Here is a 25,215-nt window from a genome sequence, read left to right as displayed (position 1 = left end):
TTCCCGCGGTCGCGCGTAGCATGCCGGTCGTGTCTGGCGTGGACGAACTCCACCGCCCCGGCCGGCCGGTGACGGGGCAGGAGGGCGGGTGAAGAACGCCGCCCTCGCCGAACTCGTCGCCTGGATCGAGCCGCGCTTGTCCCGGCTGATCGACGACGTCTACGCGGCCACCTGTGACCGCATCGAGCTCTACCGGGACGAGAAGATCGTGCCGCGCGACGACCTGCACCGCTCCATCGCGGTCAACCTGCGCTTCATGGTCAGCGCGCTCGCCGGCACCGTCACCGCCGCCGACGCGACCGGTCCGCACGAGACCGGTCACCGGCGCGCCTTGCAGGGCGCGCCGCTCCCGGAGGTCCTCCAGGTCTACCGGATCGGGTGCGCGATGCTCTGGGAGCTGCTGGTGGACCACGCCCGCACCCAGGCGCGGCCCGGCGCCATGGACGCGCTGGTCGACGTGGCCGGCCTGCTCTGGCAGGTCACCGACGACCACGCGTCGAGGCTCACCGAGGCCTACCGGTCCGCGAGCGCGGAACTGCTGGTCGCGCAGCAACGGCGCCGCTCGGCGCTGGCCGAGGCGCTGTTCACCGGCCAGCGCGTCTTCGACGCCGGCCCGTGGGAGGCCGGCAAGCTGCTCGGCCTGTCCCTTGACGGGAAGCTGGCCGTGGTCGCGGCCGAGACCCGCGGCCTGGCCGAAGAGAGCCTGGTCGGCATCGAGCGGCGGCTGGCCGAAGTCGGGATCGTCTCGGCGTGGCGGCTCACCCCGACCTTGCAGGCGGGCGTGGTGTCCCTGCGCGACGAGCAGCGCGACCCGATGCTGGCCGTCCTGCGCGACGTCGCGGTCGCCCGCGCCGGGGTGAGTCCCCTGTACCGGTCGCTCGTCGACACCCCCCGCGCCCTGCACCTGGCGCGTACGGCGCTCGCCGGTCTCCCGCCCGGCAAGCCGGAGGTCCACGCCTTCAGTTCCAGCCCGCTGACCGCGTTCCTCGCCTACGACCCCGACGAGGGGCAGCGGCTCGCCGAGGAAGTCCTCGGCGCCGTCCTCGACCAGCCCGCCGAGGAACGCGACATCCTGCTGGAGACCTTGCACGCCTACCTCACGCACGGTGGCTCGTCCGATCGCGCCGCGCAGGTCCTGCACTGCCACGCCAACACCGTCCGGTACCGGCTGCGCCGGGTCCGTGAGCTGACCGGCCGCTCACTGAGCGACCCGCGCGCGATCGCGGAACTCGTGACCGCCGCCCAGGCACTGCACCTGAACCCCGGGCGTCGCCACCCGGGATCGGGGCCCGCCTCCACCACGGCCGACTGACCGACCCGGCCCGGGGAAACCCGGCACCTTCCTTTGGGGACCACTGTGGACGAACAACGCACCATCACGGCCAAGACCCTCGGCAACCCGGACGGCGGGCAGTTCGCCGACCCGTGGGCGCCGGACCACCCCGCGGTCGGCGAGCGCGTCGCCATCTTCGCGTTCGAGGTGACCGAAGTGGACCAGGACGCCGAGGACGTGCGGACCTACCACCTCGCTCCCGCCGATTCCGCGCGCGAGGGAGTGATCGGCCCCGACGACGTCCGGCCGCAGGGCATCACCGTCCGCTGGGTCGGCTGCGGCACCGGGACGGTCGTGCGTGCGGTGGCGAAGGGCTTTCAGGTCGATCCCACGTGCGAAGTCCTGCCGGACGACCCGCGGCTCGTCTGATGGTGCACGCGGTCCCGGACCCGCCCGCACGGTCGGGAACGCCGGAGCCCCAGGACATCCCCGGTCCGCTCACCGACAGCGCGTTGTTCGTGACCCTCGCGATCCGGGGTCCGGGCGGTGCAGCCGCGGTGCGCGAAGCGTTGCCGCACCTCGCCGGAATCATCCGCCCGGCCGCGCCCGGTGCGCCGACGGGAGTGCTGGGCATCGGGTCCGCGGCCTGGGACCGCCTGCTGCCCGGCCCGCGGCCCGCGCGCCTGCGTCCCTTCCGGGAGAGCGCCGGTGTGACGGCGGCTCAAGGCGACCTGTTCCTGCACCTGCGTGCGCAGTTGCCGTTCAGCTGCTTCGAGCTGGCGCGGCACGTGTCCGGAGTGCTCGGTGACGCGGTTGCCGTCCTCGACCGGGTGAACGGCTTCCGCTACGGCTGCCCACGGAACCCGCAACCGGCGGACGCGGCCCTCGTCGGCCCCGGCGACGATCCCCGGTTCGCCGGCGGCTCGTACCTGCACGTGCGCAAACACGTCCACGACCTCGACCGGTGGCGTGCGCTGCCGGCCGCCGAGCGGGACCGCCTGGCCGGCGGCCGGACGCTCGATTCCGTCGCGTTCGAGCCCGAACGCGGAGTCGTCCGGGACCGAATGCCGTTCGCGTCGATCACCGACGGCGAGTACGGCGCCTTGGTGGTCACCTACGCCGCGGACCCGGCGGCGACCGGGCTGACCGACCGGCCGCTCGAAGTGTCCACAGTGGTCACCGGCGCGCTCTACTTCGTGCCGCCCATGGCTTTTCTCACCGGGAAGGGGTGAACGACGTGCCGGGACCGGACTGGCCCGCGACCGACCTGGTGATCTTCGGGATCACCGGCGGCCTCGTTCGTGCAGAACCACCTGCTACAGGTCCTGGACGCCCCCATCGAAGCTCGAGGTGCTCAAGGCCATCCCGCCCGTGGGCGTGCAGGAGTGCGTGCGCGGCCAGTACGACGGCTACCGGTCGGTGCCTGGGCGGCGTGCCCGTGTTCATCCGGGCGGGCAAGCACCTGCCGGTGAACGCCACCGAGGTGCGCCTGATCCTGCGCCACACCCCGCGGCTGCGGTTCCTGCCCGACGCGGCGCGGGTGGCCGCCAACCAGATCATCCTGCGCATCTCCTCGGCCCGGGGCTGCGGCCGCAGCTGTCCGGGCTGGGGCGCGACGACACGTGGCGCCCGGTCCGGCTCGACACGACCTTCGAACGCGACCTGGGTGTCTCCCCAGGGCCCTACGAACGCCTCCTGCGCGGCGACGGGCCGGCCGAGGTCGCCGTCCACGCGGTGGCGAACAGCAGCAGCCGGGCGGTCAGGTTCACGAACACGAGCAAGCCGAGCACCGGGCCGAACACCGCGCCGGACGGCGAATGGCCGGTCCTGGCGAGCAGCAGGCCGCCGAGCTGCTTCAGCACTGCGCGTCCGGGGCCTGCGCGCCGATCGCGGCCGTGAGCCGGTCCAGCAAGGCGTGGTCGCCGGCGAGCACGAACCCCGCGGCCGCGAACGCCACCATCGCGACCGGCACCAGGGACAGCAGGCTGAAGTACGTGATCGCGGCCGCGTAGTAGGAGCCGTAGTGCTCGCCGAACGAACGGAAGGCGCGGGAGAGGTGCTCGACCCACGGCCGGACGCGGTCCCGGCTTCCGGTGCTGTCCACTCGGGCCCGGTCAGTGTGCGGGATCAGCCACGTTCATGCCGCTAGGCTAGCCTCGGGCCCGGATCGGCGGGCGGTCCTTGTCGGACCCGTCAATCGACGTTGTCGCCCCGCACAACGCTCCGCCGCGCAGGTGCGGCCGGCGATCACGTGTGCCACGCTGGCGCCGGGAACGGCCCGGACGGGAGGAGCGAGCTGACGTGACGGCACCGCCCGGACGGCCGCAGGACGTGCTGATGCCCCCTGCCCGCGCGGCGATCTTCCTCGTCGTCACCGTGCGCGAGGGTGCCGAAAGCGTCGTCCGGGACTTTTTGCCCGACGTGGCGGGGATCGTCCGCGCGGTGGGGTTCCGGGCGCCGGAGGACGGCACCGCCTGCGTGGTCGGGATCGGTGCCGCGCTGTGGGACCGGCTCTTCGACTTGCCCAGGCCGGCCGGCCTGCACCCGTTCCGCGAACTGGCCGGCGCGACCCACCGGGCCGTGTCCACCCCGGGTGACCTGCTGTTCCACGTGCGGGCGCGGCGTCCGGACCTGTGCTTCGAACTGGCTCGCCGGCTGATGGACCGGCTCGCCGGGTACGCCGACGTCGCCGACGAGGTCCACGGCTTCCGGTACTTCGACGAACGGGACCTGCTCGGTTTCGTCGACGGCACCGAGAACCCCACCGGGGCGGTCGCGGCCTCCGCCGTGTTCGTCGGGGACGAGGACCCCGCGTACGCCGGCGGCAGCTACGTCGTGGTCCAGAAGTACCTGCACGACCTCGGCACCTGGGGCGCGTTGCCGGTCGAGGAGCAGGAGCGGGCGATCGGCCGCCGGAAGCTGAGCGACATCGAGATCCCCGACGCGGCCAAGGCGTCGAACTCCCACGTCGCGCTGAACACGATCGTCGACGCCGACGGGACGCAACGGCAGATCGTCCGGGAGAACATGCCGTTCGGCACGATCGGGTCCGGGGAGTTCGGGACCTACTTCATCGGGTACGCCGCCAGTCCCGACGTGGTCGAACGGATGCTGCGGAACATGTTCATCGGCGTCCCGCCCGGCAACCACGACCGGATCCTGGACTTCTCCACGGCGGTCACCGGCGGGCTGTTCTTCGTTCCCAGCGCGGACTTCCTCGACGACCCGGTCCCCGCGACCACGGCTGCGGAGCCGCCGCCGGACGGCTCCCTGGGTATCGGCGACCTGAAAAGGAGCGGCACACCATGAACAACCTGCACCGCGAACTCGCCCCCATCCCGGCCGCCGCCTGGGCCGAAATCGAGGCCGAGGCCCGCCGCACGGCGACCCGCACCCTCGCGGGCCGCCGGGTCGTGGACGTCGCCGGCCCGGCCGGCCCGGAACTGTCGGCGGTGGGCACCGGGCACCTGCGCGCCCTCGAAACACCGGCCGACGGCGTGGTCGTCCGCCAGCGCGAAGTCCAGCCGGTGATCGAACTGCGCGTGCCGTTCACCGTGACCAGGCAGGCCGTCGACGACGTCGAGCGCGGCGCGAAGGACTCCGACTGGCAGCCGGTGAAGGACGCCGCTCAGCGCATCGCCCTCGCCGAGGACCAGGCGATCTTCCGCGGCTTGCCCGCGGCCGGGATCGCCGGCATCGCGCCCGGCAGCTCCAACCCGTCGGTCCGGCTGCCCGCGGACGTGCGCGAAGCCCCTCGAGCGGCTGCCGAAGCGCTCAGCCGGCTACGGCTGGCCGGCGTCGACGGGCCCTACCGCCTGCTGCTCTCGGCCGCGGCGTACACCGAGGTCGCCGAGACGACCGACCACGGCTACCCGATTCTCGACCACCTGTCCCGGCTGCTGCACGACGAACCGATCTGGGCACCCGCCCTCGACGGCGCGCTCCTGCTTTCGGCCCGCGGCGGTGACTACGAGCTGCACCTGGGCCAGGACCTGTCCATCGGCTACCAGTCCCACGACGACGACCACATCGAGCTCTACCTCCAGGAGTCGTTCACCTTCCTCGCCTACACGGCGGAAGCCAGCGTGGTGCTGAACGCCGACGCGAATCAGCCCTGACGGTCAATCTCCCGCAGCTGAACCGACGTCCCGCTCAGGACAAGTGCGCCGACAGCAGCCAGGCGGGTGTCGACTTGCGGCCGTTCCCCTCGTCCCGGACGTCGCTGCCCGCGAAGTCCTCGAAGCCGGGGAAGTTTTCGGGGACGTTGGCGGGGATGCGGGCCGGCCGGATCTCGTCGATCGTCCAGTACGCCCCCACCACCTCCCGCAGTTCCTCCGCGGAGACCGGGTTGACCCGGTCCGAGGGCACGGTGGCGCTGTCGAACACCAGCACGTAGTAGGACGCGCCCGGCGACGCCGCGCGCACGATCGATTCCTGGTAGGGCCGGCGCAGCTCGACCGGCATCGAGTGGAACAACGTGCTGTCGACGATGGTGCCGAACCGGCCGTCGTAGCCGGTGAACGTGCTGATGTCGGCGACGGCGAAGGTGGCGTTGGCCAAGCCGCGCTGGGCGGCTTCGGCACGCGCCAGCTCGATCGCGGTCGGTGACTGGTCCAGGCCGACGGTCGTGAAGCCCCGCTCGGCGAGGTGGAGCGACGTTGCGCCCTCGCCGCAGCCGGCGTCGAGAACTTCACCGTGGAACGCGCCCGCGTCGATGAGCGCGGCGATCTCGGGCTGCGGTTCGCCGAGGCTCCACGGCGGCCGGAAGCCCTGCCCCATCTCGGGAGCCTGACCGCGGTAGGCGGAATCGAACAATGAGGGGTTCGTCATGCACCCCAGAGTGTCAACCAGGTTGATACATGTCAACATGGTTGGCATGGAAAGTCTCCGGGACGAGCCGCTCGGCTACCTGCTGCACCGGGTCACCGCGGCCTTGCGCGCCGAGGTGGCCGCCACCGTGCTCGAGCCGGCGGAGCTGGCAGCGCCCGAGTACCTCTGCCTGCGGATGCTGGCGCGGTCGCCGAAGTCCAACGCCGAGCTGGCCCGCGAGGCCCAGGTGTCACCGCAGGCGATGAACAAGGTGGTTCGCGAGCTGCAGGAGCGCGGCCTGGTGACGCGGCCCGCCACGGTGCCGTCCGGGAGGTCGTTGCCCGCCACGCTGACGCGCGAGGGCATGACCTTGCTCGCGCGCATCGATCCCGAAGTGGCCGAGGCCGAGGACCGGGTCCTGGCCGGGCTCGACGACCACGGCCGGCGCGAGCTCCGGCGGCTCCTCGTCGCGGCGTTCCGCCGGTAGCCGGCCGCTGACGAAGATGCGACGTGTCGTGATTCGGACGCGTCCGCCCTAGTGACGGATGCCGGCGGCGGCGCGAGCCTGGTGCGATGCACTGGAGATCATCTGTTCTGGTCGTGGCCTGCGTCGGCACCCTCGCCGCGGGCACCGCCGGAGTCGCGAACGCGGCGCCCGGCCCGCAGGCGGCACCGTCACCCGCGGGCCTCGAACGCCACTCGGTCACCCTGCTCACCGGTGACGTCGTCCAGGTCGAACGGCAGCCCGGCGGCAAGCAGGCCGCCACCGTCCGGCCCGCGCCGGGCCGGGAGAAGATCCGGTTCCACCAGCAGGAGGTCGACGGCCACCTCAGCGTCTTCCCCGAAGACGTCACCCCGCGGCTGGCCGCGAAGCAGGTCGACCGGACCCTCTTCGACGTCACCGAGCTGATCGCCGAGGGGTACGCCGACGAGCAGTCGGCGACCCTGCCGCTGATCCTCACCTACCGCAAGGGCACGGACCTCCGGAAAGCCTCGGCGGCAGCCGACCTCGGCGCGACGCTGACCAGCGTCAACGGCCGTTCCGCGCGGGCCGGCAAGGCGAACGCCACCGCGTTCTGGGCCTCGTCGGGAAACATCGAGCGGATCTCCCTGGACCGCAAGGTCCGCGTCTCCCTCGACCGCAGCGTCCCGCAGATCGGCGCCCCCGAGGCGTGGGCAGCGGGCTACGACGGCACCGGCACCACGGTCGCGGTGCTCGACACCGGCTACGACCCCACCCACCCCGACCTGGCCGGCCGCGTGAGCGAGGCGGTCAACTTCACGACCAGCCCCGACACGACCGACCACTTCGGCCACGGCACGCACGTCGCCTCGACGATCGCGGGCTCCGGCGCCGCCTCGGGCGGCCGGCTCAAGGGCGTCGCGCCGGGCGCGAAACTGCTCGTCGGCAAGGTGCTCGACGACGACGGCTTCGGTTACGAGTCCTGGGTCCTCGCCGGGATGGAGTGGGCGGCGCACTCCGGCGCCAAGGCGGTCAACATGAGCCTCGGCGGCGGCCCGACCGACGGCACCGACGCGCTCAGCGTCGGCCTCGAAGCGCTCAGTGAACAGACCGGCACGCTCTTCGTGGTGGCCGCCGGCAACGACGGCGAACAAGGCGCCTACACCGTCGGCTCGCCGGGCACCGCCGAAGCCGCGCTGACCGTCGGCGCCGTCGGCCGTGACGAGAGCCTGGCGTCGTTCTCCAGCCGCGGACCGCGTCTGGGCGACAACGCCGTCAAGCCCGACATCACCGCACCCGGCGTCGGCATCGTCGCCGCCCGTGCCGCGGGGACCGCCATGGGCGACGTCGTCGACGACCACTACACCGCCGCTTCCGGCACCTCGATGGCGACGCCGCACGTCGCCGGCGCGGTGGCGATCCTCGCCCAGCAGCACCCCGGCTGGAAGGGCAGTCAGCTCAAGGACGCGCTGGCCAGCACCTCCCTGACCGCCCCCGGGCGCTCGGTGTTCGAGCAGGGCGGCGGCCGGGTCGACGTGGCGCGCGCGGTGAAGCAGCAGGTCTTCGCCACCGGCACGCTCGACCTCGGCGCGGTCGAGGACGGCAAAGCGCCGGTGTCCAAAGAGGTCACCTACACCAACGTCGGAACCACGCCGGTCTCGCTGAAGCTCGCCCTCGACGCCAAGTCCCTGGCCGGTGTCCCCGCCGCCGACGGGATCCGGCTCGGAACGTCCACTGTGGACGTACCGGCCGGCGGCCAGGCGACCGTCACGATCACCGGCGACCCGGCGAAACTGGCGCCGGGCACCTACAGCGGCCGTCTCACCGCGACCGCGAACGGCGTAATAGTGCACACCTCGCTCGGCGCGGACAAGACCGCGCCCAAGCACAAGGTCACCCTCACCGCACTCGACCTGCAGGGCAAGCCGACGGTCGCCCCGTGGCTGCTGATGTACGGCGAGGACTACCGCTTCGACGTCAACACCTGGCTGGCCGGCGACGGCCTGACGGTCGAGCTCGGCGCGGGCGTGTACTACCTGACCGCCCAGGTCAACGGCACCGAGGACGGCCTCACCGCGTTCCAGGTCGTCCAGCCGGAGATCCGGATCACCGGCGACACGAACCTCGTGCTGGACGCCCGCAAGGCGGTGAAGGTGCAGATCGAGACGCCGAAACCGTCGGAACAGGCCGGGATCTGGAGCTACTACACCTACCGGGAACTCGGCTCGCGCAAGATCGCGAACTACGCCATGCAGTTCGACTACACCCGCGAGCTCCGGGTCACCCCGACGCCGAAGGTGACGACCGGGGCCTTCGAGTTCGGCTCCCGCTGGTCGAGGATCGCGCCGCCGTTGACGGTGAACGTCCTGGGCGGCCGTGACCCGCTCACGAACCGCTACCTCGCCGGGTCGCCCAAGCTGGACGGCTGGCGGCTGCTGCAGGCCGTCTCCGCCGGACAGGGAAAACCGGCGGACTTCAAGAACGCGCGGGGCAAGGCCGCGATCGTCGACCCGGACCCGGCCGACTACAACCGCGACGAAGTCTCCCGTGCCGCCGCGGACGCCGGGGCGGCGATCGTCTTCATCGTCGTGCCGGACGGCTGGAGCACCGCCTCGGTGCCCTCGATCAGCGCGGCGCCGAACCTGGCGATCCCGACCGTCCAGCTCGACCGGGACGAGGGCACGGCACTCCTCGCCAAGATCAAGCGCTTCCCCACTTTCCTGAGCCTGGACGGGATCGCGGTCAGCCCGTACCTCTACGACGTCGTGCAGACCGAGCACGACCGGATCCCGGAAAAGATCGTCCACCAGGTCACCGCGGCGAACACCGCGACCGTCACCACCCACTACCGCCAGACCGGCAGCGGCGGTGAGGCCAAGGAACAGCGGTTCGCGTGGAAGCCGTGGCAGGACTTCGCCGTCAACGAATACCAGCGGTACGTGACGACGCCGTCGACCCGGCAGGAGTACGTCAGCTCCGGGGACGTCCAGTGGCAGCACCGGGTCAAGCACGGCCTGGTCTGGGACGAGATGTCGCCGCTCGACGGCGGCATGACCGCGGCGCCGCGCACCTACACGGGCCGGGAAAACCTCACCGAGGACTGGTTCGCGCCGGTCGTCCGGCCCGCCATCCCGCGGGGCGTGCCGGGCATGGACTCGACCCGCGAGGGCGACAACCTCCGGATCCGCGTCCCGGAGTTCGCCGACAGCCAGGCCGGGCACTACGGCTTCAACGAAGGCGACGACCAGGCCGGACCGGCCGCCACCTCGGCGAAACTGTTCCGCGACGGGAAGCTCGTGTCGGAGCAGCCCTACGCGTACGGCACCTTCCCCGCCGGCGGGGATCCGGCAACCTACCGGCTCGACCTGTCGGTGCGGCGCGATTCGCCGGAGTGGCTGTTCGGCACCAGCACGCAGACGTCGTGGACGTTCCGCTCGGCCCGGTCGGCGGCCCCGACGCTGCTTCCGCTGCTGCAGCTGGACTACGCGGTCGACGCGGACGCCGGCAACCGGCTCCCGGCCGGCCGCCGGGCGAGGATCGGCCTGACCGCGCGGTTCCAGGACGGGATGGCCGCGCCGGACGTGCGGTCGGTCAAGGCCTGGGCGTCCTACGACGACGGCAAGACCTGGCGTGCCGTCGACGTCAAGCGCGCCGGGAAGTCCTATGAGGCCACGATCGACCACCCGTCGCTCGGGGCCACGAACTCCTACGTCGCGTTGCGGGTGCAGGCCACCGACAACGCGGGCAACGCCGTCGACCAGACGGTGCTCCGGGCGTACGGGCTCAGCTCGAAATAGCGCCGCCCAAGGGCTCCGGGTGCCTTCCGCCGTCACGCGGCAGGAGGTGCCCGGGGCTCGGCTCGTCCAGCCAGCCGAGCTTGCTGGCCTGCCAGGCCAGCTGCATCCGGGTGCGGGCGTCGACCCGGCGCATGAGGTCCTGCAGGCGCCGCTGGACGGTCCGGTAGCTGACGTTGAGCTGGGTCGCGATCGACTTGTCGCTGACCCCGCCGATGAGCAGGGACAGCAGCCGCCGCTCGTCGGGGTCGAGGTGGGCGGTGGGCGCGGTGTCGCCGATCCGCAGCGGCGACGCGCGTTCCCAGTAGACCTCGAACAACGCGACCAGCGCGGACAGCAGGCTGCTTTCCCGGACGAGCGCGGCGGTGGGTTCGCCCGTGCTGTCGTGGGTGACCAGCGGGCAGAGCGCCACCGAGCGGTCGGAGATGGCCAGGCGCACCGGCAGTTTCGAGATCGAGCGGGCGATCTCGCCGCCCTCGATCCCCTCCAGGACGTTGACGATCCGGCCGGGTTCCTCGAGCAGGCCGGTCTCGTAGATCACGCGGTACTGCACGCCGCGGGCCTGCGCCAGCGCTTCCTCGACGTTCTCCGACGCCGCCATCGCGACGTTGCCCTCCAGGCAGAACCACAGGGACTCTTCGCGGGCGCCGCGCTGGATGGCCAGCGCCTGCCGCCGGATCGCGTCCACCCCGGTGATGACCTCGACGAGCTGCGCGGAGTCGCGCCGCCGCGCGCTGCCGCGGTACTCCTCGGCGAGCTGGGACACCGCGGCCCGGGCGGCCTCCAGCTTCTCCTGGCCGTGCACGAGCAGCGGGCCGAGGGAGACGTCCGGTGGCGCGGACACGTAGTGCCCCTCGGTCCTGCTGACGAGCCCCTTCGCCAGCAGGGCCTCCAGGATCGGCTCCAGCTCGCCGCGGCCCACGCCGATCCTGCCCGCGATTTCGTCGGGCGTGGTCCGGTACCCGCCGACGATCACGCGGTAGACCCGTTCTTCCCCGGGAGTCATGCCCAGCGCTTCCAGCACACTGCCTCCTAGCCACGCGGCCAACTGCTTTCCATCGGCGCTGACGGCTCTTGGACAACGTACAACGGGCTCGCCGACCCGGGTCACCTCTTACTTCAAGGTGTGGACGAACGGGCGTCCGGCCACCGTTCGGCGCTTTACAGCCCAGGCGGAAGGTGCCTAGGGTGCGCTCGCCCCAATGCGGCCGGTCCGTACCGACCACGGCTGAAGGAGGTCAGGTGTTCCGCAACCACAGACGCAGTACCCGCGCCACCGTCACGGTGTTCGCGGCGGCGGCTCTACTCGCGGTTCCCGCGTTCACCGCCAGTAGCAGTGCCGCCATCGACCTGGGCGCCGCGCCCTGGCTGGACACCCATCGCCCGGTGCCGGCGCGGGTGGAGGCGCTGCTGCACGCGATGACGCTGCCCGAGAAGGTCGGCCAGATGGACCAGCAGCTGGTCGGCACGCTGACCGACGCGAACAGCGCGACGTGCGGCAACAACGGTTTCAACCTGCCCAATCCCGAGTGCATGCGGAAAATCCTGGTCGACGCCCACGTCGGCTCGGTCCTCGCGGGCGGTACCGACAACCCGGTCGACACCACGGGCAAGGGCGGCGTGGGCAACACCGGCTACGACTGGGCGAACGAGTACAACATCATCCAGCAGTTCGCGATCAAGAACTCGCGCCTGCACCTGCCGGTGGTGTTCGGCGTCGACGCGGTGCACGGCTTCGGCCACCCGTGGCAGGCGCCGCTGTACCCGCAGTCCATCGGCATGGGCGCCACCTGGGACCCCGCGCTCGCCCAGGCCGGCGGCAAGGCGACCGCGGACGCCCTGCGCGCCACCGGCTGGAACTGGGACTTCGCGCCGGTCCAGGACATCGCGCGCGACAACCGGTGGGGCCGCACCTACGAGACGTGGGCCGAGCAGCCGGCCCTGGCGGGCGCGATGGGCGCCGCGAACATCAAGGGCATGCAGACGCCCGCCAAGCGCGGTGAGCTGAACGTCAGCGCGACGGTCAAGCACTTCGCCGGCTACTCGCAGTCGGTCAACGGCCACGACCGGGCCGAGGCACTGCTCCCCATGAACTACCTCCAGACGACGATCCTGCCGTCGTACGCGGCCGGGATCGACGCGGGCGCCGGGACGGTGATGGTCGACTCCGGTTCGATCAACGGTGTTCCCGCCACCTCGTCGCACTACCTGCTGACCGACGTGCTGCGCGACCAGCTGCGCTTCCAGGGTGTCGTGATCAGCGACTACCAGGACGTCACTGCGTTGCAGACCGCCTACCACATCGCGCCGGACCTTTCGGGTGCCATCGCCGCCGCCGTGAACGCGGGCGTCGACATGAGCATGCAGGTCTCCGACCCGGCGGGGTGGCAGACCGCGATCCTGCAGGCCGTCGACACGGGCAAGATCTCGCACGCGCGGATCGACCAGGCCGTGCGCCGCATCCTCACGCTGAAGTTCCAGCTCGGCCTGTTCGACCAGCCGTGCGTGGCCGACCCGGCGAAACCGTGCGTCGACGCGAACGCCGCCAACGCCGCCGTCACCGCGGGCCGCGACCAGACGGCGAAGGCCGCGCGGGAGTCGATCACCCTGCTGCGCAACGAGAACAACGCGCTGCCCTTGCCGGCCGGCGCGAAGGTCGTGGTGACCGGCCCGAGCGCGGACTCGATGACCAACCAGCTCGGCGGCTGGAGCGTGAGCTGGCAGGGCGTGGCGGGTGCCGGGCACGTGTGCTGCATGGGCCCCGACAACCAGATTCCGCCGGGCACCACCGTGCTGAACGGCATCCGGGCCGCGGATCCGGGCGCGGTCTACGCGCCGGACCAGGCCAGCGCGGTCGCGGCCGCGGCGGGCACCAGTGCCTACGTGGCGGTGGTGGGGGAGAAGGCCTACGCGGAAGGGCTGGGCGACAACCCCGCTCCGGCCCTGGCGCCCGACCAGCAGGCCCTCATCTCGGCTCTGGAGGCGACCGGAAAGCCGGTGATCGTCGTGGTCGTCGCGGGCCGGCCGGTCGGGCTGGGCCCGGCGGAGAAGGCGAACGCGGTGCTGATGGCGTACCAGGGCAGCACGGAAGCCGGCACGGCGGTGGCGGATGTGCTGTTCGGCAAGGCGAACCCCGCGGGCAAGCTGCCGATCAGCTGGCCGTCCGACGCGCCGGCCGTCGGCGCCGACTTCGCCGGCACGGCCCCGTCCCCGCTGGGGGACCAGCCGAAGTTCTTCGACCAGCTGCCCAGCACCGCGTCCGGTGCGGGCAACGCGTACAACCCGCAGTTCCCGTTCGGGTACGGCCTGTCGTACACGACGTTCACCCACACGAACCTGGCGGTGACGCCGAAGGTCGCGCGTGACGGCACGGCCACCGCGACGTTCACGGTCACCAACACCGGAACCCGCAGCGGCACCGACATCGTGCCGGTGTACGTGGCCCAGCCGGTGAGCCCGGTGGTCGTCCCGCCGCAACGGCTGGTCGGCTTCGCGCGGGTGACGCTCGACCCGGGCCGGTCCCAGGTGGTGCGCGTGTCCTTCCCGGCGGCCACGCTGGCCGAAAGCGCGCCGGACATCAACGCGTCCGGCCCGCCCGCCGTGGTGCCGGGCGGGTATGTGCTGCAGCTGGACAAGAACGGCACGACGCCGTACGCGGTGGACGTGTCGGCGCCGTTCGCGATCCAGTAGCGCGATGACGTAATGCGGGGCGACGCCGGCGCGTCGCCCCGCATTGCTGTTCCGGGCAGTGGCCGAATCGCTACGCCCGCAACGCTTCCAGGTCACGCGCTGCCGTCGCGATCGCGCGCAGGTCACCGATCGGATCCGCACCCATCGCGTGCAGGCCCACGTGGTTCGCCCCCGCCGCGATCTCCGCGCGGATGCCCGCCACGATGGCCGTCGCGTCGCCGTGGAGCACGAGCGCGTCGATCAACCGGTCGCTGAACGGCTCGGTGAGGTCGTGGTCGGTGTAGCCGATTCGCCGGAGGTTGTTGGCGTAGTTGGCGATCCCGAGCATGGGGCGCACGCCGGCCCGGGCGGCCTCCCGGGCCCGTTCGGCGTCGGTGTCCAGCAGCACGCCGTGGCCGGGCACCACCAGCTTGGCCGGTCCCAGGGCCTCCCGGGCGCGGCTGGTGTGTTCGGGCGTCACCTGGAGCGTGAGTGTGCCCGCGGCGCGCTCGGCGGCCAGCCGGAGCATCTTGGGACCGAGTGCGGCCAGCAGCACGCGCTCGGCGGGGACGCCGGCGGCGGTCAGGGTGTCCAGGTAGCCGGCGATCTTCGCCACCGGCGACGTGTACCCGGTATCGACTTCCCGGTGGCCGGCGCCGATGCCGATGAGCAGGCGATCGGGGTGCTTGCCCGCGATCCGGTGGTAGGAGTCCGCGACGGTTCCCGCGTCGGCCTGCCACACGTTGAGCACGCTGGTGCCCACCACGATCCGGCTGGTGGCGTCGAGCAGCCGCTCCGCCGTGAGGAGATCGGCGGCCGGCGACGCCGCCAGCCAGATCGCGCCGTAGCCGGCTTCCTCCAGCGCGACGGCGTCCGTCGCGGTCGCCCCGGCAGCGGTCAGGTAGGCGCCGAGCGGCCCGAGTTCGATGGTCATGATCACGACTACAACACCGGACGGCGACGCGAACCAGCGGCAACCACTACGTGCTGCGATAAGCTGACCTTATCGTCGATCCGGACTGGGGCGGGAAGCATGGAGCTGCGGGCGCTGCGCTATTTCGTCGCCGTCGCCGACGAGCTGCACTTCGGGCGGGCCGCCGAGCGGCTGCACGTCGCCCAGCCCGCGGTCAGCCAGCAGATCGCCCGGCTGGAGCGGGAGCTCGGGGTCCGGCTGCTCGACCGGTCGCCCCGCCGGGTCCGGCTCACCGCGGCCGGGCAGCGCGTGCTCGACGCGGCGCGCAGCACGCTCGCCGCGGCCGGCCAGGTGCAGATTGCGGCGAAGCAGGTCCCGACGACGGTGCGCATCGGCACCGCCGCCGGCCTGACCGCCCGTCTGGAACGCGGTATCGACGCCCTGCGCGAGCGGGCGCCGGAGTTCGACGTGGTGCTGGTCGACCTGCCGGTCGAGGCCCGGCTCAACGCTCTGCGGCAGGGTGACCTCGACTTGGCGCTGACGCGCGGCGTGGGCACCGTAGCCGGGCTGACGGTGTTGCCGGCCTGGGAGGAGAACTTGCTGGCGGTGGTGTCCAAGCACCACCCGGCCGCCGACGGCGGTGCCGTCGGCCTGGCCGAGCTGGCCGGCGACATGCTGCGCCTGCCCGCCCGGGAGCACGACCCGGCGTTGTACGACGCGGTGGTCCTGGCGCTGCGCGACACCGGCCTGTGCCCGCCGGCAGGCCGGCCGACGGGCACACTCCAGGACACGATCGTCGAAGTCGGCTCGGACTCCCGAAGCTGGACGGTGCTGCCCGCCGACCAGGTCGCCGAGATCCACTCGACCCGCGTCCGGGCGATCCCGCTCGAACCGGCGATCACGATCGCCGGCGTCGTCGTCGCCGCCGAAGACGCGGGCAGCGCGGCCGAATGCGCGGTGGCGGCCTTCCGGGACCGTCCATAAGGGACAATTTCGTGCCACCCGGACCCGGCGTGGAGTCCACAGTGGATTCGTCCGGGCCGTGGTGCGTTCAGTCTTGCGCGGTGTTCTCGCCGACGCGGGATGCCGTTGACGCGCCGGCGCGGACAGCGTTGTCGATGTTGTCTTCGACCCAGCTGCGCAGCATGCCCAGGGGCACGGCCGCGCTGCGCCCGAGGTCGGTGAGCGAGTATTCGACGTGGGGTGGCACGGCGGGGTAGACGGTGCGATCGACCAGGCCGGACTCCTCCAGGCGCCGCAAGGTCTGGGTCAGGACCTTCGGGCTGACTCCCTGCAGGTGCCGCTGGAGCCGGCCGAACCGCTGCGGACCGTCCTCGAGCGCGCCGATGGCCAACGCGGACCACTTGTTCGCCAGCAGGTCCAGCATCGCCCGGCACGGGCACTGCGCCGCGTAGACGTCGTGGTCGGAATGCTGTCCCGTCAGGCAGACGGTGGTCATGGCAAGCCTCTCACCTCGATACTTCCCATTGGGAAGTTGTAGCCCTTGCGGGTAACCATATCCCCGGACCTACGTTGTCCGGGTCAAGGGAAAGATCACCTCGTGCTCTTTCCCGGTAGCTGATCCGAGGAGAGAACCAGTGTCCGACACATCGATGCGCGCCGTCATCCAGCACGCCCTCGGCGGTCCCGACGTGCTTTCGGTGCAGCAAGTAGCCCGCCCGGAACCGTTGCCCACCGAAGTCCGGGTGAAGGTGCACGCGGCCGGCATCAACCCGGTGGACTGGAAGACGCGGGCCGGGGCCGGAATGGCCGGCGTGCTCGGTGCGCCGCCGTTCATCCTGGGCTGGGACGTCTCCGGTGTGGTGGAGAAGGTCGGCTTCGGTGTCACGACCCTGCGGGAAGGGGACGAGGTCTACGGCATGCCCTGGTTCCCTCGCGCGGCCGGCGGCTACGCCGAATACGTCACCGCACCGGCGCGGCAGTTCGCCCGCAAGCCCTCGAGTGTCGGCCACGAGCAAGCCGCGGCGGTGCCGCTCGCCGCGCTCACCGCGTGGCAGGCCTTGGTGGACACCGCGCACGTCCGGCAGGGGCAGCGCGTGCTGGTGCACGCGGCCGCCGGCGGGGTCGGGCACCTGGCGGTCCAGTTCGCCAAGCACCTCGGCGCCCACGTGCTCGGTACCGCGCGGGCCGGCGGCCACGACTGGCTGACCAAGCTCGGCGCGGACGAGCTGATCGACTACGCAGGCGTCCGGTTCGAGGACGCGGTCTCCGACGTCGACGTCGTGCTCGACCTGGTCGGCGACCACCACGACAACACCAGCACGCGGTCGCTGGACGTGCTGCGCCCGGGTGGGCTGCTGGTCGCCGTCCCGGCCGGGGTGTCGCCCGAGCTGGCCGCCGCGGCCGAGGCGAAGGGCGTGCGGGTGTCCCCGTTCCTGGTCGAGCCGGACGGCCCCGCGCTCACCACCATCGGCGCGCTGATCGACTCCGGCGAGGTCGTGGTGGAGGTCGAAGAGGTGTTCCCGCTCGAGCAGGTCGCCGAGGCGCACACCCGCGGCGAGTCCAACCGCACCTGCGGCAAGCTCGTCCTGCGCGTCGCGTCCTGAGCCGACCGCGCGGCGGCGTTGGCCGCCGAGCACGAACCGCTCGAGGCCCTGGTCCGGTGGTGCACCACCTCGCCGGGTTCCTCGCGGGCTATTCCTGGAGCGAGTGCTTTCCGATCTCGAAGTCGCCGCGGGCGGCGCGGTCGCACACGCCGCGCCAGAACTCGAGGGCCGCGTACTCCATGCCCAGCCCGAGTTCCAGGGTGATCATCCGGCCGGCCACCTCTTCGATGTGACCGAAGCGGCGCTGCATCTCCTCGTACTCGGCGATCCGGCGCTCGTGCTGCTCGACCTGCCCCTTCGCGAGCCGCGCGACGTCGTCCGGGCCGGCCAGCTCGCTGAAGAAGAGCTTGATCTCCGCCACGTCGCGCAGCTCGAAGTGCTCGTTCACCGGCTCGGCGACCCAGTCGCGCAGCACCTTGCGGCCGGCTTCGGTGATCGAGAACGTCTTGCGCCGGCGGCCGGAGTCCTCCTCGTCGAGCTCCAGGAGGCCGGCCTCCTCGAGCCGCTTGGGCTCCGAATACAGCTGCGCGTGCGGGAAGTTCCAGAAGTACCCCACCGACCGGCCGATCGCGCGCTTGAGGTCGTAGGACGTGGACGGCCCGCGCAGGGCGATCATCCCGAGCACCACGTACGACGTCGTCGACAACCGAACCGTTGACATGCTCCGAACCATATCGTAGGTTCGCAACCATCCGAAACAGATGGTCTGTATCGTACTGTTAGGTACAGGCGGTCGGCCACTGTCGCGATGGAGGGACGGTCATGGATCTGGGCACGGTTCTGCGCTGGACGGCGGAGCGTTATCCCCGGCGCCGCGCGGTGGGTGGCGCACGTCCCATGACCTACGCCGACTGGGACGCGCACACCGATCGCCTGGCCCGGGCCCTGGCCGAGCTCGGCGTCCGGCCCCGCGACCGGGTGGTCCTGTCGCTGGCCGGCGGCGAACCCCTGGCCAGCCTGCACCTGGCCGCGCAGAAGCTCGGCGCGGTCTCGGTGCCGCTGTCGTACCGGTTCGCGCCTCCCGAGCTCGCCTACTGCGTCGCCGACGCCTTGCCCGCCCTGGTGATCACCGACGCTTCGACCGAGGCTCTCGCGGACGAAGCAATGGCCGGCCTGCCCCCGGTGCCGCGGATCGCCTCCGGGCCGCCGGACGAGGACACCATCGAGCGCCTGGCATTGCGGCAGCCGAGCGGCGCCCCGGACGTCCGGGTGGCCGACACGGACATCAGTGTGATGCTCTACACGTCGGGCACCACCGGAAAACCGAAGGGCGTGCCGCGCACGCACTCCGCCGAGCACCACGCGGCGATCGCGCACCTGATCCAAAGTGGACAGTCCCGCTTCGACGCCACCCTCGGCGTGATGCCGCTGTTCCACACCATGGGGCTGCGCACCCTGCTGGCCACCCTGGTCGGCGCGGGAACCTGGGTGCCGCAGGTGAAGTTCGACGCGGACGAGGCCCTGGAACTGATCACCGCGGAGGGGATCGGCTCGCTGTACCTGGTGCCGACGATCTACTGGTCGCTGGTGCGCACCGGCCGGCTCGCCGAGGCGCGGACCGTGCGCCGGCTGGCCTACGCGGGCTCGTCGATGACCCCGGCGCTGGCCGAGCAGCTCGCCGGCGCGCTGGACCCGGAGTCCTTCGTCAACCACTTCGGCAGCACCGAGATCTACACCTTCACCATCGGCCCGGACGTGCTCGCGAAGCCGGGGTCGGCGGGCCGCGCCGGGATCTTCTCCCGGGTCCGGCTGGTGGACCCGGATCCCGCCGCCCCGCCGGACGCCGAGGTGCGGCCGGGGGAGCAGGGCCAGATCGCCATCTCGATGGCCAGTCCCGAGGCGTTCGCCGGGTACTGGCACCGGGCGGACGCCAACGCCAAGTCCATCCGCGACGGCTGGTACTTCCCCGGCGACCTGGCGAGCGCCGACGAGGACGGGGACCTCTGGGTCGCCGGCCGGGTCGACGACATGATCAACTCCGGCGGCGAGAACATCTACCCCGACGAGATCGAGGACGCGCTGATCCGCTGCGCCGCGGTGCGCGAGGTGGTCGTGGTCGGCATGGCCGACGACCGGTGGGGCCAGGCCGCCACCGCGTTCTTCGTCCCCGCCGAAGGCATGACACCCGAGCACGCGACGGCGGTGCTGGAGGCCTTCGTCCGCGAGCAGTCCGGGCTGCCGTCGTTGAAGCGCCCCAAGCGGTTCGTCGCCGTCGACACCATCCCCAAGTCCGGCGTGGGCAAGATCCTGCGCCGCGAACTGAGCTCCGGAAACTACCGCGCGCTGTCCGACAGCGCCGCAGAAGCAGGCAGGTGAGCCGCATGACCGCAGTCGCCGACAAGCCGGCCAGGAGGACCGCGCGGATCGAAGACCCCGCGCTGCTCACCGGCCGCGGCCGGTTCCTCGACGACCTGGACCCGTTGCCGGGCACGCTGACCGCGGCCGTGGTGCGCAGCCCGCACCCGCACGCCCGGATCCGGAGCGTCGACCTCGAGCGGGCCCGCCGGCACCCCGGCGTCGCCGCGGTGATCGGCCCCGAGGAGGTCAAGGCGACCCTGCGCCCGTTCCCCTTGGCGCTCAAGGCACCCATGCCGTACTACCCGACGGCGACGGACAAGGTGCGCTTCGTCGGCGAACCGGTCGCGGTGGTCGTCGCCAACGACCGGTACCTGGCCGAGGACGCCGCGGAGCTCGTCGAGATCGACTACGAGCCGCTGCCGCCGGTGGTCGACGTGGAGAAGGCGCTGCTGCCGGACGCGCCGCGGCTGCACGAGGACGCGGACGGCAACGTCGCGACCGACCGGACCTTCAGCTTCGGTGACGTGGACGGCGTGTTCGCCCGGGCGGATCACGTGGTGAAGGGCAAGTACGACTTCCCGCGCTACTCGTCCACGCCGATGGAGTGCTACTCGGTCGTCGCCGAGTGGCAGGACGAAGGGGACGGCCCGGCCATCCAGGCGTGGGCGAACTTCCACGGCCCGTTCTCCATGGTCGCGGTGCTGGCCGGCGCGTTCGGCCTGCCGACGTCGCGGATCCGGCTGATGATCCCGGCCGACAACGGCGGCAGCTTCGGCATCAAGGCGGGCATCTACCCCTACGTCGCGCTGATGGCGCTGGCCAGCAAGCACGCGGGCCGGCCGGTGCGCTGGACCGAGGACCGCATCGAGCACCTGCTGGCCAGCTCGGCCGGCTCGGACCGGGCGATGTGGTTCGAGGCCGCCGTCTCGGCCGACGGCACGGTGCAGGCGCTGCGCGCGGACCTGGTGGACAACGTGGGTGCCTACCTGCGGCCGCCGGAACCCAGCACGCTCTACCGCTGCTTCGGCAACATCACCGGCGCCTACAAGATCGACGCCGTCGAGATCCGCTCGCGGGCCGTGGTCACGAACAAGACGCCCACCGGCCTCAACCGCGGCTTCGGCGGCCAGCAGCTGTACTTCGGCCTGGAACGGCTGATGGACAAGGTCGCCGAGACCTGCGGGCTGGACCCGGTCGAGCTGCGCAAGCGGAACTTCGTGCGCCACGAAGACTTCCCGTACGCCACCCCGACCGGCGGCATCTACGACTCCGGCGACTACGACCGTGCGCTGGACCTGGTCGTGAAGAACGCGAACTACCAGGCGCTGCGCGAAAAGCAGCGGGAAGCGCGGGCGCGGGGCGAGTACTTCGGCCTGGGCGTGGCCACCATCGTCGACCCGTCCGCGACCAACATCGGCTACGTCGGCCTGGCCACCCCGGCCGAGCAGCGGGCGTCCGGGCGCGGCAAGTCCGGCTCCACCGAGCACGTCCGGATCAGCGTCGACCCCAACGGGCTGGTCTCGGTGCTGCTGGGCACCGTGCCGCAGGGCCAGGGCCACGCCACCGTCGCCCAGCAGGTGGTCGCCGACCAGCTCGGCCTGCCGCTGGACCAGGTGCGCCCGCTCGTCGAGATGGACACCGCCACCACGCCGTGGACGATCAGCTCGGGCAGCTACTCCTCGCGGTTCGCGCCGCTGCTGACCAGCGCACTGGTCGAAGCCGCGGAAAAGCTCGCGGAGACGATCAAGGTCGCCGGTGCCACCCTGCTCGGCGTCGAGGCCGAGGAAGTGGAACTCCACGAGGGCCGGATCCGGCTGCGCGCCGAGCCGAGCCGGGCGGTCTCGTTCAAGCACGCGGCCGGGCTGGTGCACTGGGACCCCGGCGCGCTGCCGGAAGGCACTTCCGCCCGTCTGTACGAGGAGGCCGCGTTCACCCCGCCGCAGTCGAAGGCGGCCAGCCGCTCGGACCAGATCAACTCGAGCCTCTGCTACGGCTTCGTGGCCGAACTGGCCGTCGTCCGGATCGACCCGGAGACCCGCGAGGTGAAGCTCGAGCAGGTGGTCACCGTGCACGACGCCGGCACGATCCTCAATCCGACCCTGCTCGAAGGCCAGGTGCACGGCGCGCTCGCGCACGCACTGGGCGGCGCGCTGTTCGAGGAGATGCGCTACACCGACGCCGGGCAGCCCACCGCCACCTTCATGGACTACCTGTGCCCGACCACCGCCGAAACCACGTTCGAGCTGAACAGCGACCACCTGGAAACGCCGTCACCGCTGACCCGGCTCGGCGCGAAGGGCTGTGGCGAAGGCAGCTGCATGAGCCTGCCGGTCGCGATCGCCAACGCGGTCGCGGACGCGCTCGCCCCGGCCGGCGTCGACGTCACCAGCCTGCCCCTGCACGGAAACGTGCTCCACGAGCTGCTGACCGGCAGCACCCCGGAAGACGAAAGGAACCACTGACGATGGCACTCACCGGAGGCGAGATCAGGCTCGACCGCGGCCACGAAGGCCGGGTCGCCTACCTGACCCTCGATCACGGCAAGTACAACATCATCACCTGGGAGACCCGCCAGGTGCTGGCCGACCGGTTCGCCGAGATCGACGCCGACGACGAGATCAAGGTCGTCGTCGTCCAGGCGGAAGGGGAGCACTTCTCCTCCGGCGGCGACATCGCCGGGTTCATGGAGGTCGACCCGATCGACTTCACCGACCTGGGACAGAACGTCACCGCCGCGGCACGCAGCCCCAAGCCGGTGATCACCGCGGTCGACGGCTACTGCTTCGGCGTCGGGCTCGAACTCGCGCTGTCCACCGACATCCGGGTGGCGACCAAGCGTGCCGAGTTCGCGTTGCCGGAGATGCGGCTGGGCATGATCCCCGGCTCCGGCGGCACGCAGCGCCTCGCCCGGCTGATCGGCCTGTCCCGTGCGAAGTACCACGTGATGACCGCGTCGCGGATCAACGCGCAGCAGGCCGGCGACTGGGGCCTGGTGGCGAACGTGGTCGAAGACCGCGCCGCGCTGGACGCCGAGGTGGAGCGGATCGTCGGCGTGCTGCTCGGGTTCTCCCCGCTGGCCGCCCGCACCGCCAAGGAGGTGCTCGACAAGGGCATCGACGCGCCGCTGTACTCCGGGATCGAGCTGGAGCGCAAGGCGTACTCGATGCTGCGCTCCAGCAAGGACTTCGCCGAGGGCGTCGCCGCGTTCGCCGACAAGCGCGCGCCGAAGTTCCAGGGCCGGTGAGGTGAAACCATGAAGGCCGCACCGTTCGCTTACGTCCGGCCGTCGAGTCTGCCCGACGCGATCGCCGAACTGGCGGGCGCGGGCGGCGGCGGCAAGGTCATCGCCGGTGGGCAGTCGCTGGTGCCGGTACTGGCCATGCGGCTCGCCCGCCCGGAAACCCTGGTGGACATCAACTCCGTCGCGGAGCTCGACCGGATCGGCGCCGCGGGCGGGTACCTGGAGATCGGCGCCACGGTGCGCCAGCGCCGGGTCGAGCGGGACCCGGCCGCTGCCGCGGTTCCCTTGCTGGGCATGGCCTTGCCGTGGGTCGGCCACCGGGAGCTGCGCAGCCGCGGCACCGTGTGCGGCAGCCTCGCGCACGCCGACCCGGCCGCCGAGCTGCCGGCCGTGGCGTGCTGCCTGAACGCCGAACTGACCGTGACCGGACCCGGCGGCGCCCGCCGGGTGCCGGCGCGGGAGTTCTTCTCCGGCGCGATGACGACCGCGCTCGGGGCCGACGACATCCTGACCGCGGTGCGGTTCCCGGCCGCCGGGACGGGCGAGGGTTTCGGGTTCGCCGAAATCGCGCGCCGGCACGGCGACTTCGCGCTCGCCGGGGTCGTCGCCCGGGTCCGGGTGCGCGGCCCGGAATCCACCACCGCGATCGAAGCGGAGCTGACCGGGTTCGGCGTGTCCGACCGGCCGGTCACGCGCTCGGTCCGGGGCGAGCTGGCCGCCGCGCTGAGCGAGAGCGGCGGCGACGTGAGCCGTCTGGCGAGCGCGCTGTCCGACCCGCTCACCGCGGTGGCGGAGGAGCTCGTCGACACCGAAGGCGACGCCCACGCGTCGCGCGACTACCGCCGCCGGCTGTTCCGCACGCTGGCGGTCCGGGAACTGGGCAAGGCATACGAGCGCGCTCGCCGGAGCGCCGGTGAGGTGGACTCGTGACGACCGAAGTGGTGGCACAGAACGGAAAGCCGCGGGCCGTGAAGGCCGCGGTGGACGACCTCGTCGAGGTCAGGATGACGGTGAACGGCACGCCCGCCGTGCTCAGCCTGCCCGCGCGGGTCACGCTCGCCGACGCGCTGCGGGACCACCTCGGGCTCACCGGCACGCACGTGGGCTGCGAGCACGGCGTGTGCGGGATGTGCACGGTGCTCGTGGACGGCGAGGCGGCCCGGGCCTGCCTGCTGTTCGCGGTCCAGCTCGACGGGACGGACATCGTCACCGTCGAGGGCCTCGGCCGGCCGGACGACCTGCACCCGCTGCAGGAGGCCTTCGGCCGCAACCACGCGCTGCAGTGCGGTTTCTGCACTCCGGGCTTCTTGATGAGCTCCTACGACCTGCTGAGCAACAAGCCCGAGGTGACCTCGGAGGAACTGCCCGAAGAACTGTCCGGGGTCATCTGCCGCTGCACCGGCTACCGCAACATCCTCACCGCCGTCAAGGAAACGCACGAGGCGTACCCCGACGGCCTTCCCGGCCCGGGCAACTGCGCGCACCGGGCGCTCGTCGGCCGGGCCACCGGTCAGGCGGGTGGCAGCACCGACGGCCGCGAGGCCGCCGAGCACACCGAGGACACCCGCCGGATCGACATCGTGCTGCCGGACGGGGATCCGACGATCGCCGTCGACATCACGACCGAGATCGGCGTGCCGGTGGACGCGGTGTGGCGCGTGTTCGACGACGTCTCGCTGCTCGCCCGCTGCCTGCCCGGCGCGGAGCTCACCGAAGACCTGGGCGAGGACCACTACGCCGGCCGCGCGCGCGTGTCGGTCGGCCCGATCAAGCTCGCCTTCAAGGGCGTCGCGCACGTCGTCGAGCACGACCGCGCCGGTCAGCGCCTGCGCGTGCTCGCGCAGGGGCAGGACACCGGTGGCGCGCAGACCCAGGCCGACATCGTGCTGCGCACCGAAGCCACGGCCACCGGCACCGCGATGCGAGCCGAAGCGAAGGTGTACCTCACCGGCCGCATCGCGCAGTTCGGCCGGGCGCTGGCCGGGGACGTGAGCCGGCGCATGTTCGAGCAGTTCGCGGACGCGCTGCGCGAAGCCGCGACGTCCGGGCAGGCGCCCAGCGGCCCGGTCAAGGCGCCGAGCGCGCTGAAACTCCTGTTCGCTCCGCTGATCGACCGGATCCGGGCCGTCCTGCGCCGTCCGCGCCGGAAGTCCCGCTGATCCCGGTCCCTATCCCGTAAGGGGAAAAC

The 25,215-nt window shown here is 72.0% G+C and carries 22 protein-coding genes; 15 read left to right on the top strand and 7 right to left on the bottom strand.

Translation table 11 applies throughout. The features are described from left to right. Positions 1 to 88 precede the first annotated feature (88 nt). From ACZ7OH_RS00405 to ACZ7OH_RS00395, 3 genes are read left to right on the top strand one after another with little or no spacing between them, the layout of a single operon-like run. Positions 89 to 1,312, top strand: coding sequence for a PucR family transcriptional regulator (locus ACZ7OH_RS00405; RefSeq protein WP_400908518.1), 1,224 nt, complete (start codon positions 89 to 91; stop codon positions 1,310 to 1,312). Positions 1,313 to 1,357: 45 nt separating this feature from the next. After that, positions 1,358 to 1,702, top strand: a complete 345-nt coding sequence (locus tag ACZ7OH_RS00400) for a hypothetical protein (RefSeq protein ID WP_470278889.1) — start codon at positions 1,358 to 1,360, stop codon at positions 1,700 to 1,702. Continuing rightward, entirely contained in the window at positions 1,702 to 2,505 is an 804-nt protein-coding gene (locus ACZ7OH_RS00395) for a Dyp-type peroxidase (RefSeq protein WP_470278888.1), read from the top strand. The genes ACZ7OH_RS00400 and ACZ7OH_RS00395 overlap by 1 nt, the downstream gene beginning before the upstream one ends. Positions 2,506 to 2,955: 450 nt before the next feature. Here the strand turns inward: ACZ7OH_RS00395 and ACZ7OH_RS00390 are convergent, their stop codons facing one another. After that, positions 2,956 to 3,135 carry a hypothetical protein gene (locus tag ACZ7OH_RS00390; RefSeq protein WP_470278887.1) on the bottom strand — a complete coding sequence of 60 codons (180 nt, stop codon included), beginning with the start codon at positions 3,133 to 3,135 and terminating at the stop codon, positions 2,956 to 2,958. Continuing rightward, on the bottom strand, positions 3,129 to 3,377 hold the full coding sequence (locus ACZ7OH_RS00385; RefSeq protein ID WP_470278886.1) for a hypothetical protein: 249 nt from the start codon (positions 3,375 to 3,377) through the stop codon (positions 3,129 to 3,131). Before ACZ7OH_RS00385 ends, ACZ7OH_RS00390 begins: the two co-directional genes overlap by 7 nt. A gap of 197 nt (positions 3,378 to 3,574) precedes the next feature. On the opposite strand from ACZ7OH_RS00385, the gene ACZ7OH_RS00380 reads away from it, so the two are divergent. Both ACZ7OH_RS00380 and ACZ7OH_RS00375 read left to right on the top strand, forming a co-directional pair. Then, positions 3,575 to 4,582, top strand: coding sequence for a Dyp-type peroxidase (locus ACZ7OH_RS00380; protein ID WP_470278885.1), 1,008 nt, complete (start codon positions 3,575 to 3,577; stop codon positions 4,580 to 4,582). Then, positions 4,579 to 5,391, top strand: coding sequence for a family 1 encapsulin nanocompartment shell protein (locus ACZ7OH_RS00375; protein WP_470278884.1), 813 nt, complete (start codon positions 4,579 to 4,581; stop codon positions 5,389 to 5,391). Before ACZ7OH_RS00380 ends, ACZ7OH_RS00375 begins: the two co-directional genes overlap by 4 nt. Positions 5,392 to 5,425: 34 nt before the next feature. Here the strand turns inward: ACZ7OH_RS00375 and ACZ7OH_RS00370 are convergent, their stop codons facing one another. Further along, the gene (locus ACZ7OH_RS00370) at positions 5,426 to 6,103 is read right to left on the bottom strand and encodes a class I SAM-dependent methyltransferase (RefSeq protein ID WP_470278883.1); all 678 of its coding nucleotides are present in this window, start codon (positions 6,101 to 6,103) and stop codon (positions 5,426 to 5,428) included. Positions 6,104 to 6,149: 46 nt separating this feature from the next. Between ACZ7OH_RS00370 and ACZ7OH_RS00365 the strand changes: the two genes are divergently transcribed. Together ACZ7OH_RS00365 and ACZ7OH_RS00360 are read left to right on the top strand one after the other, a co-directional pair. Next, positions 6,150 to 6,569 (top strand): MarR family winged helix-turn-helix transcriptional regulator, encoded by a 420-nt coding sequence (locus ACZ7OH_RS00365; RefSeq protein WP_470278882.1) that lies wholly within the window; start codon positions 6,150 to 6,152, stop codon positions 6,567 to 6,569. Positions 6,570 to 6,655: 86 nt separating this feature from the next. Beyond that, the gene (locus tag ACZ7OH_RS00360; protein WP_470278881.1) at positions 6,656 to 10,342 is read left to right on the top strand and encodes a S8 family serine peptidase; all 3,687 of its coding nucleotides are present in this window, start codon (positions 6,656 to 6,658) and stop codon (positions 10,340 to 10,342) included. On the opposite strand, the gene ACZ7OH_RS00355 is transcribed toward ACZ7OH_RS00360, so the two are convergent. Beyond that, entirely contained in the window at positions 10,329 to 11,363 is a 1,035-nt protein-coding gene (locus ACZ7OH_RS00355) for a helix-turn-helix domain-containing protein (RefSeq protein ID WP_470278880.1), read from the bottom strand. The two genes, ACZ7OH_RS00360 and ACZ7OH_RS00355, sit on opposite strands and share 14 nt — an antisense overlap. A gap of 218 nt (positions 11,364 to 11,581) precedes the next feature. Between ACZ7OH_RS00355 and ACZ7OH_RS00350 the strand changes: the two genes are divergently transcribed. Further along, positions 11,582 to 14,029, top strand: coding sequence for a glycoside hydrolase family 3 N-terminal domain-containing protein (locus tag ACZ7OH_RS00350; protein ID WP_470278879.1), 2,448 nt, complete (start codon positions 11,582 to 11,584; stop codon positions 14,027 to 14,029). A gap of 70 nt (positions 14,030 to 14,099) precedes the next feature. Here the strand turns inward: ACZ7OH_RS00350 and ACZ7OH_RS00345 are convergent, their stop codons facing one another. Beyond that, positions 14,100 to 14,942 carry a TIGR03620 family F420-dependent LLM class oxidoreductase gene (locus tag ACZ7OH_RS00345; RefSeq protein WP_470278878.1) on the bottom strand — a complete coding sequence of 281 codons (843 nt, stop codon included), beginning with the start codon at positions 14,940 to 14,942 and terminating at the stop codon, positions 14,100 to 14,102. A gap of 99 nt (positions 14,943 to 15,041) precedes the next feature. On the opposite strand from ACZ7OH_RS00345, the gene ACZ7OH_RS00340 reads away from it, so the two are divergent. Further along, entirely contained in the window at positions 15,042 to 15,905 is an 864-nt protein-coding gene (locus tag ACZ7OH_RS00340) for a LysR family transcriptional regulator (RefSeq protein WP_470278877.1), read from the top strand. Between the two features lie 67 nt (positions 15,906 to 15,972). Here ACZ7OH_RS00340 and ACZ7OH_RS00335 read toward each other — a convergent pair whose 3' ends face one another. Next, positions 15,973 to 16,380 carry a winged helix-turn-helix transcriptional regulator gene (locus tag ACZ7OH_RS00335; RefSeq protein ID WP_470278876.1) on the bottom strand — a complete coding sequence of 136 codons (408 nt, stop codon included), beginning with the start codon at positions 16,378 to 16,380 and terminating at the stop codon, positions 15,973 to 15,975. A gap of 154 nt (positions 16,381 to 16,534) precedes the next feature. Between ACZ7OH_RS00335 and ACZ7OH_RS00330 the strand changes: the two genes are divergently transcribed. Continuing rightward, a complete protein-coding gene (locus tag ACZ7OH_RS00330; protein WP_470279552.1) occupies positions 16,535 to 17,488 on the top strand; it encodes an NADP-dependent oxidoreductase in 954 nt (317 codons plus the stop codon). Positions 17,489 to 17,576: 88 nt separating this feature from the next. Here the strand turns inward: ACZ7OH_RS00330 and ACZ7OH_RS00325 are convergent, their stop codons facing one another. After that, positions 17,577 to 18,149: a PadR family transcriptional regulator gene (locus ACZ7OH_RS00325; RefSeq protein ID WP_400908473.1), complete on the bottom strand. Its 573-nt coding sequence runs from the start codon at positions 18,147 to 18,149 to the stop codon at positions 17,577 to 17,579. A gap of 101 nt (positions 18,150 to 18,250) precedes the next feature. On the opposite strand from ACZ7OH_RS00325, the gene ACZ7OH_RS00320 reads away from it, so the two are divergent. Genes ACZ7OH_RS00320 through ACZ7OH_RS00300 form a run of 5 tightly spaced genes read left to right on the top strand, consistent with a single transcriptional unit; the run spans position 18,251 to position 25,186 of the window. Then, entirely contained in the window at positions 18,251 to 19,804 is a 1,554-nt protein-coding gene (locus ACZ7OH_RS00320; protein WP_470278875.1) for a class I adenylate-forming enzyme family protein, read from the top strand. A gap of 5 nt (positions 19,805 to 19,809) precedes the next feature. Then, entirely contained in the window at positions 19,810 to 22,248 is a 2,439-nt protein-coding gene (locus ACZ7OH_RS00315) for a xanthine dehydrogenase family protein molybdopterin-binding subunit (RefSeq protein WP_470278874.1), read from the top strand. Between the two features lie 2 nt (positions 22,249 to 22,250). Continuing rightward, on the top strand, positions 22,251 to 23,030 hold the full coding sequence (locus ACZ7OH_RS00310) for an enoyl-CoA hydratase/isomerase family protein (protein WP_470278873.1): 780 nt from the start codon (positions 22,251 to 22,253) through the stop codon (positions 23,028 to 23,030). Between the two features lie 9 nt (positions 23,031 to 23,039). Beyond that, positions 23,040 to 23,957 carry an FAD binding domain-containing protein gene (locus tag ACZ7OH_RS00305; protein ID WP_470278872.1) on the top strand — a complete coding sequence of 306 codons (918 nt, stop codon included), beginning with the start codon at positions 23,040 to 23,042 and terminating at the stop codon, positions 23,955 to 23,957. After that, on the top strand, positions 23,954 to 25,186 hold the full coding sequence (locus tag ACZ7OH_RS00300; protein WP_470278871.1) for a xanthine dehydrogenase family Fe-S subunit: 1,233 nt from the start codon (positions 23,954 to 23,956) through the stop codon (positions 25,184 to 25,186). Before ACZ7OH_RS00305 ends, ACZ7OH_RS00300 begins: the two co-directional genes overlap by 4 nt. Positions 25,187 to 25,215 lie beyond the last annotated feature (29 nt).

The organism is Amycolatopsis sp. NPDC114478, from assembly GCF_055633805.1.
This window is presented reverse-complemented; position numbering and strand designations above follow the sequence as displayed.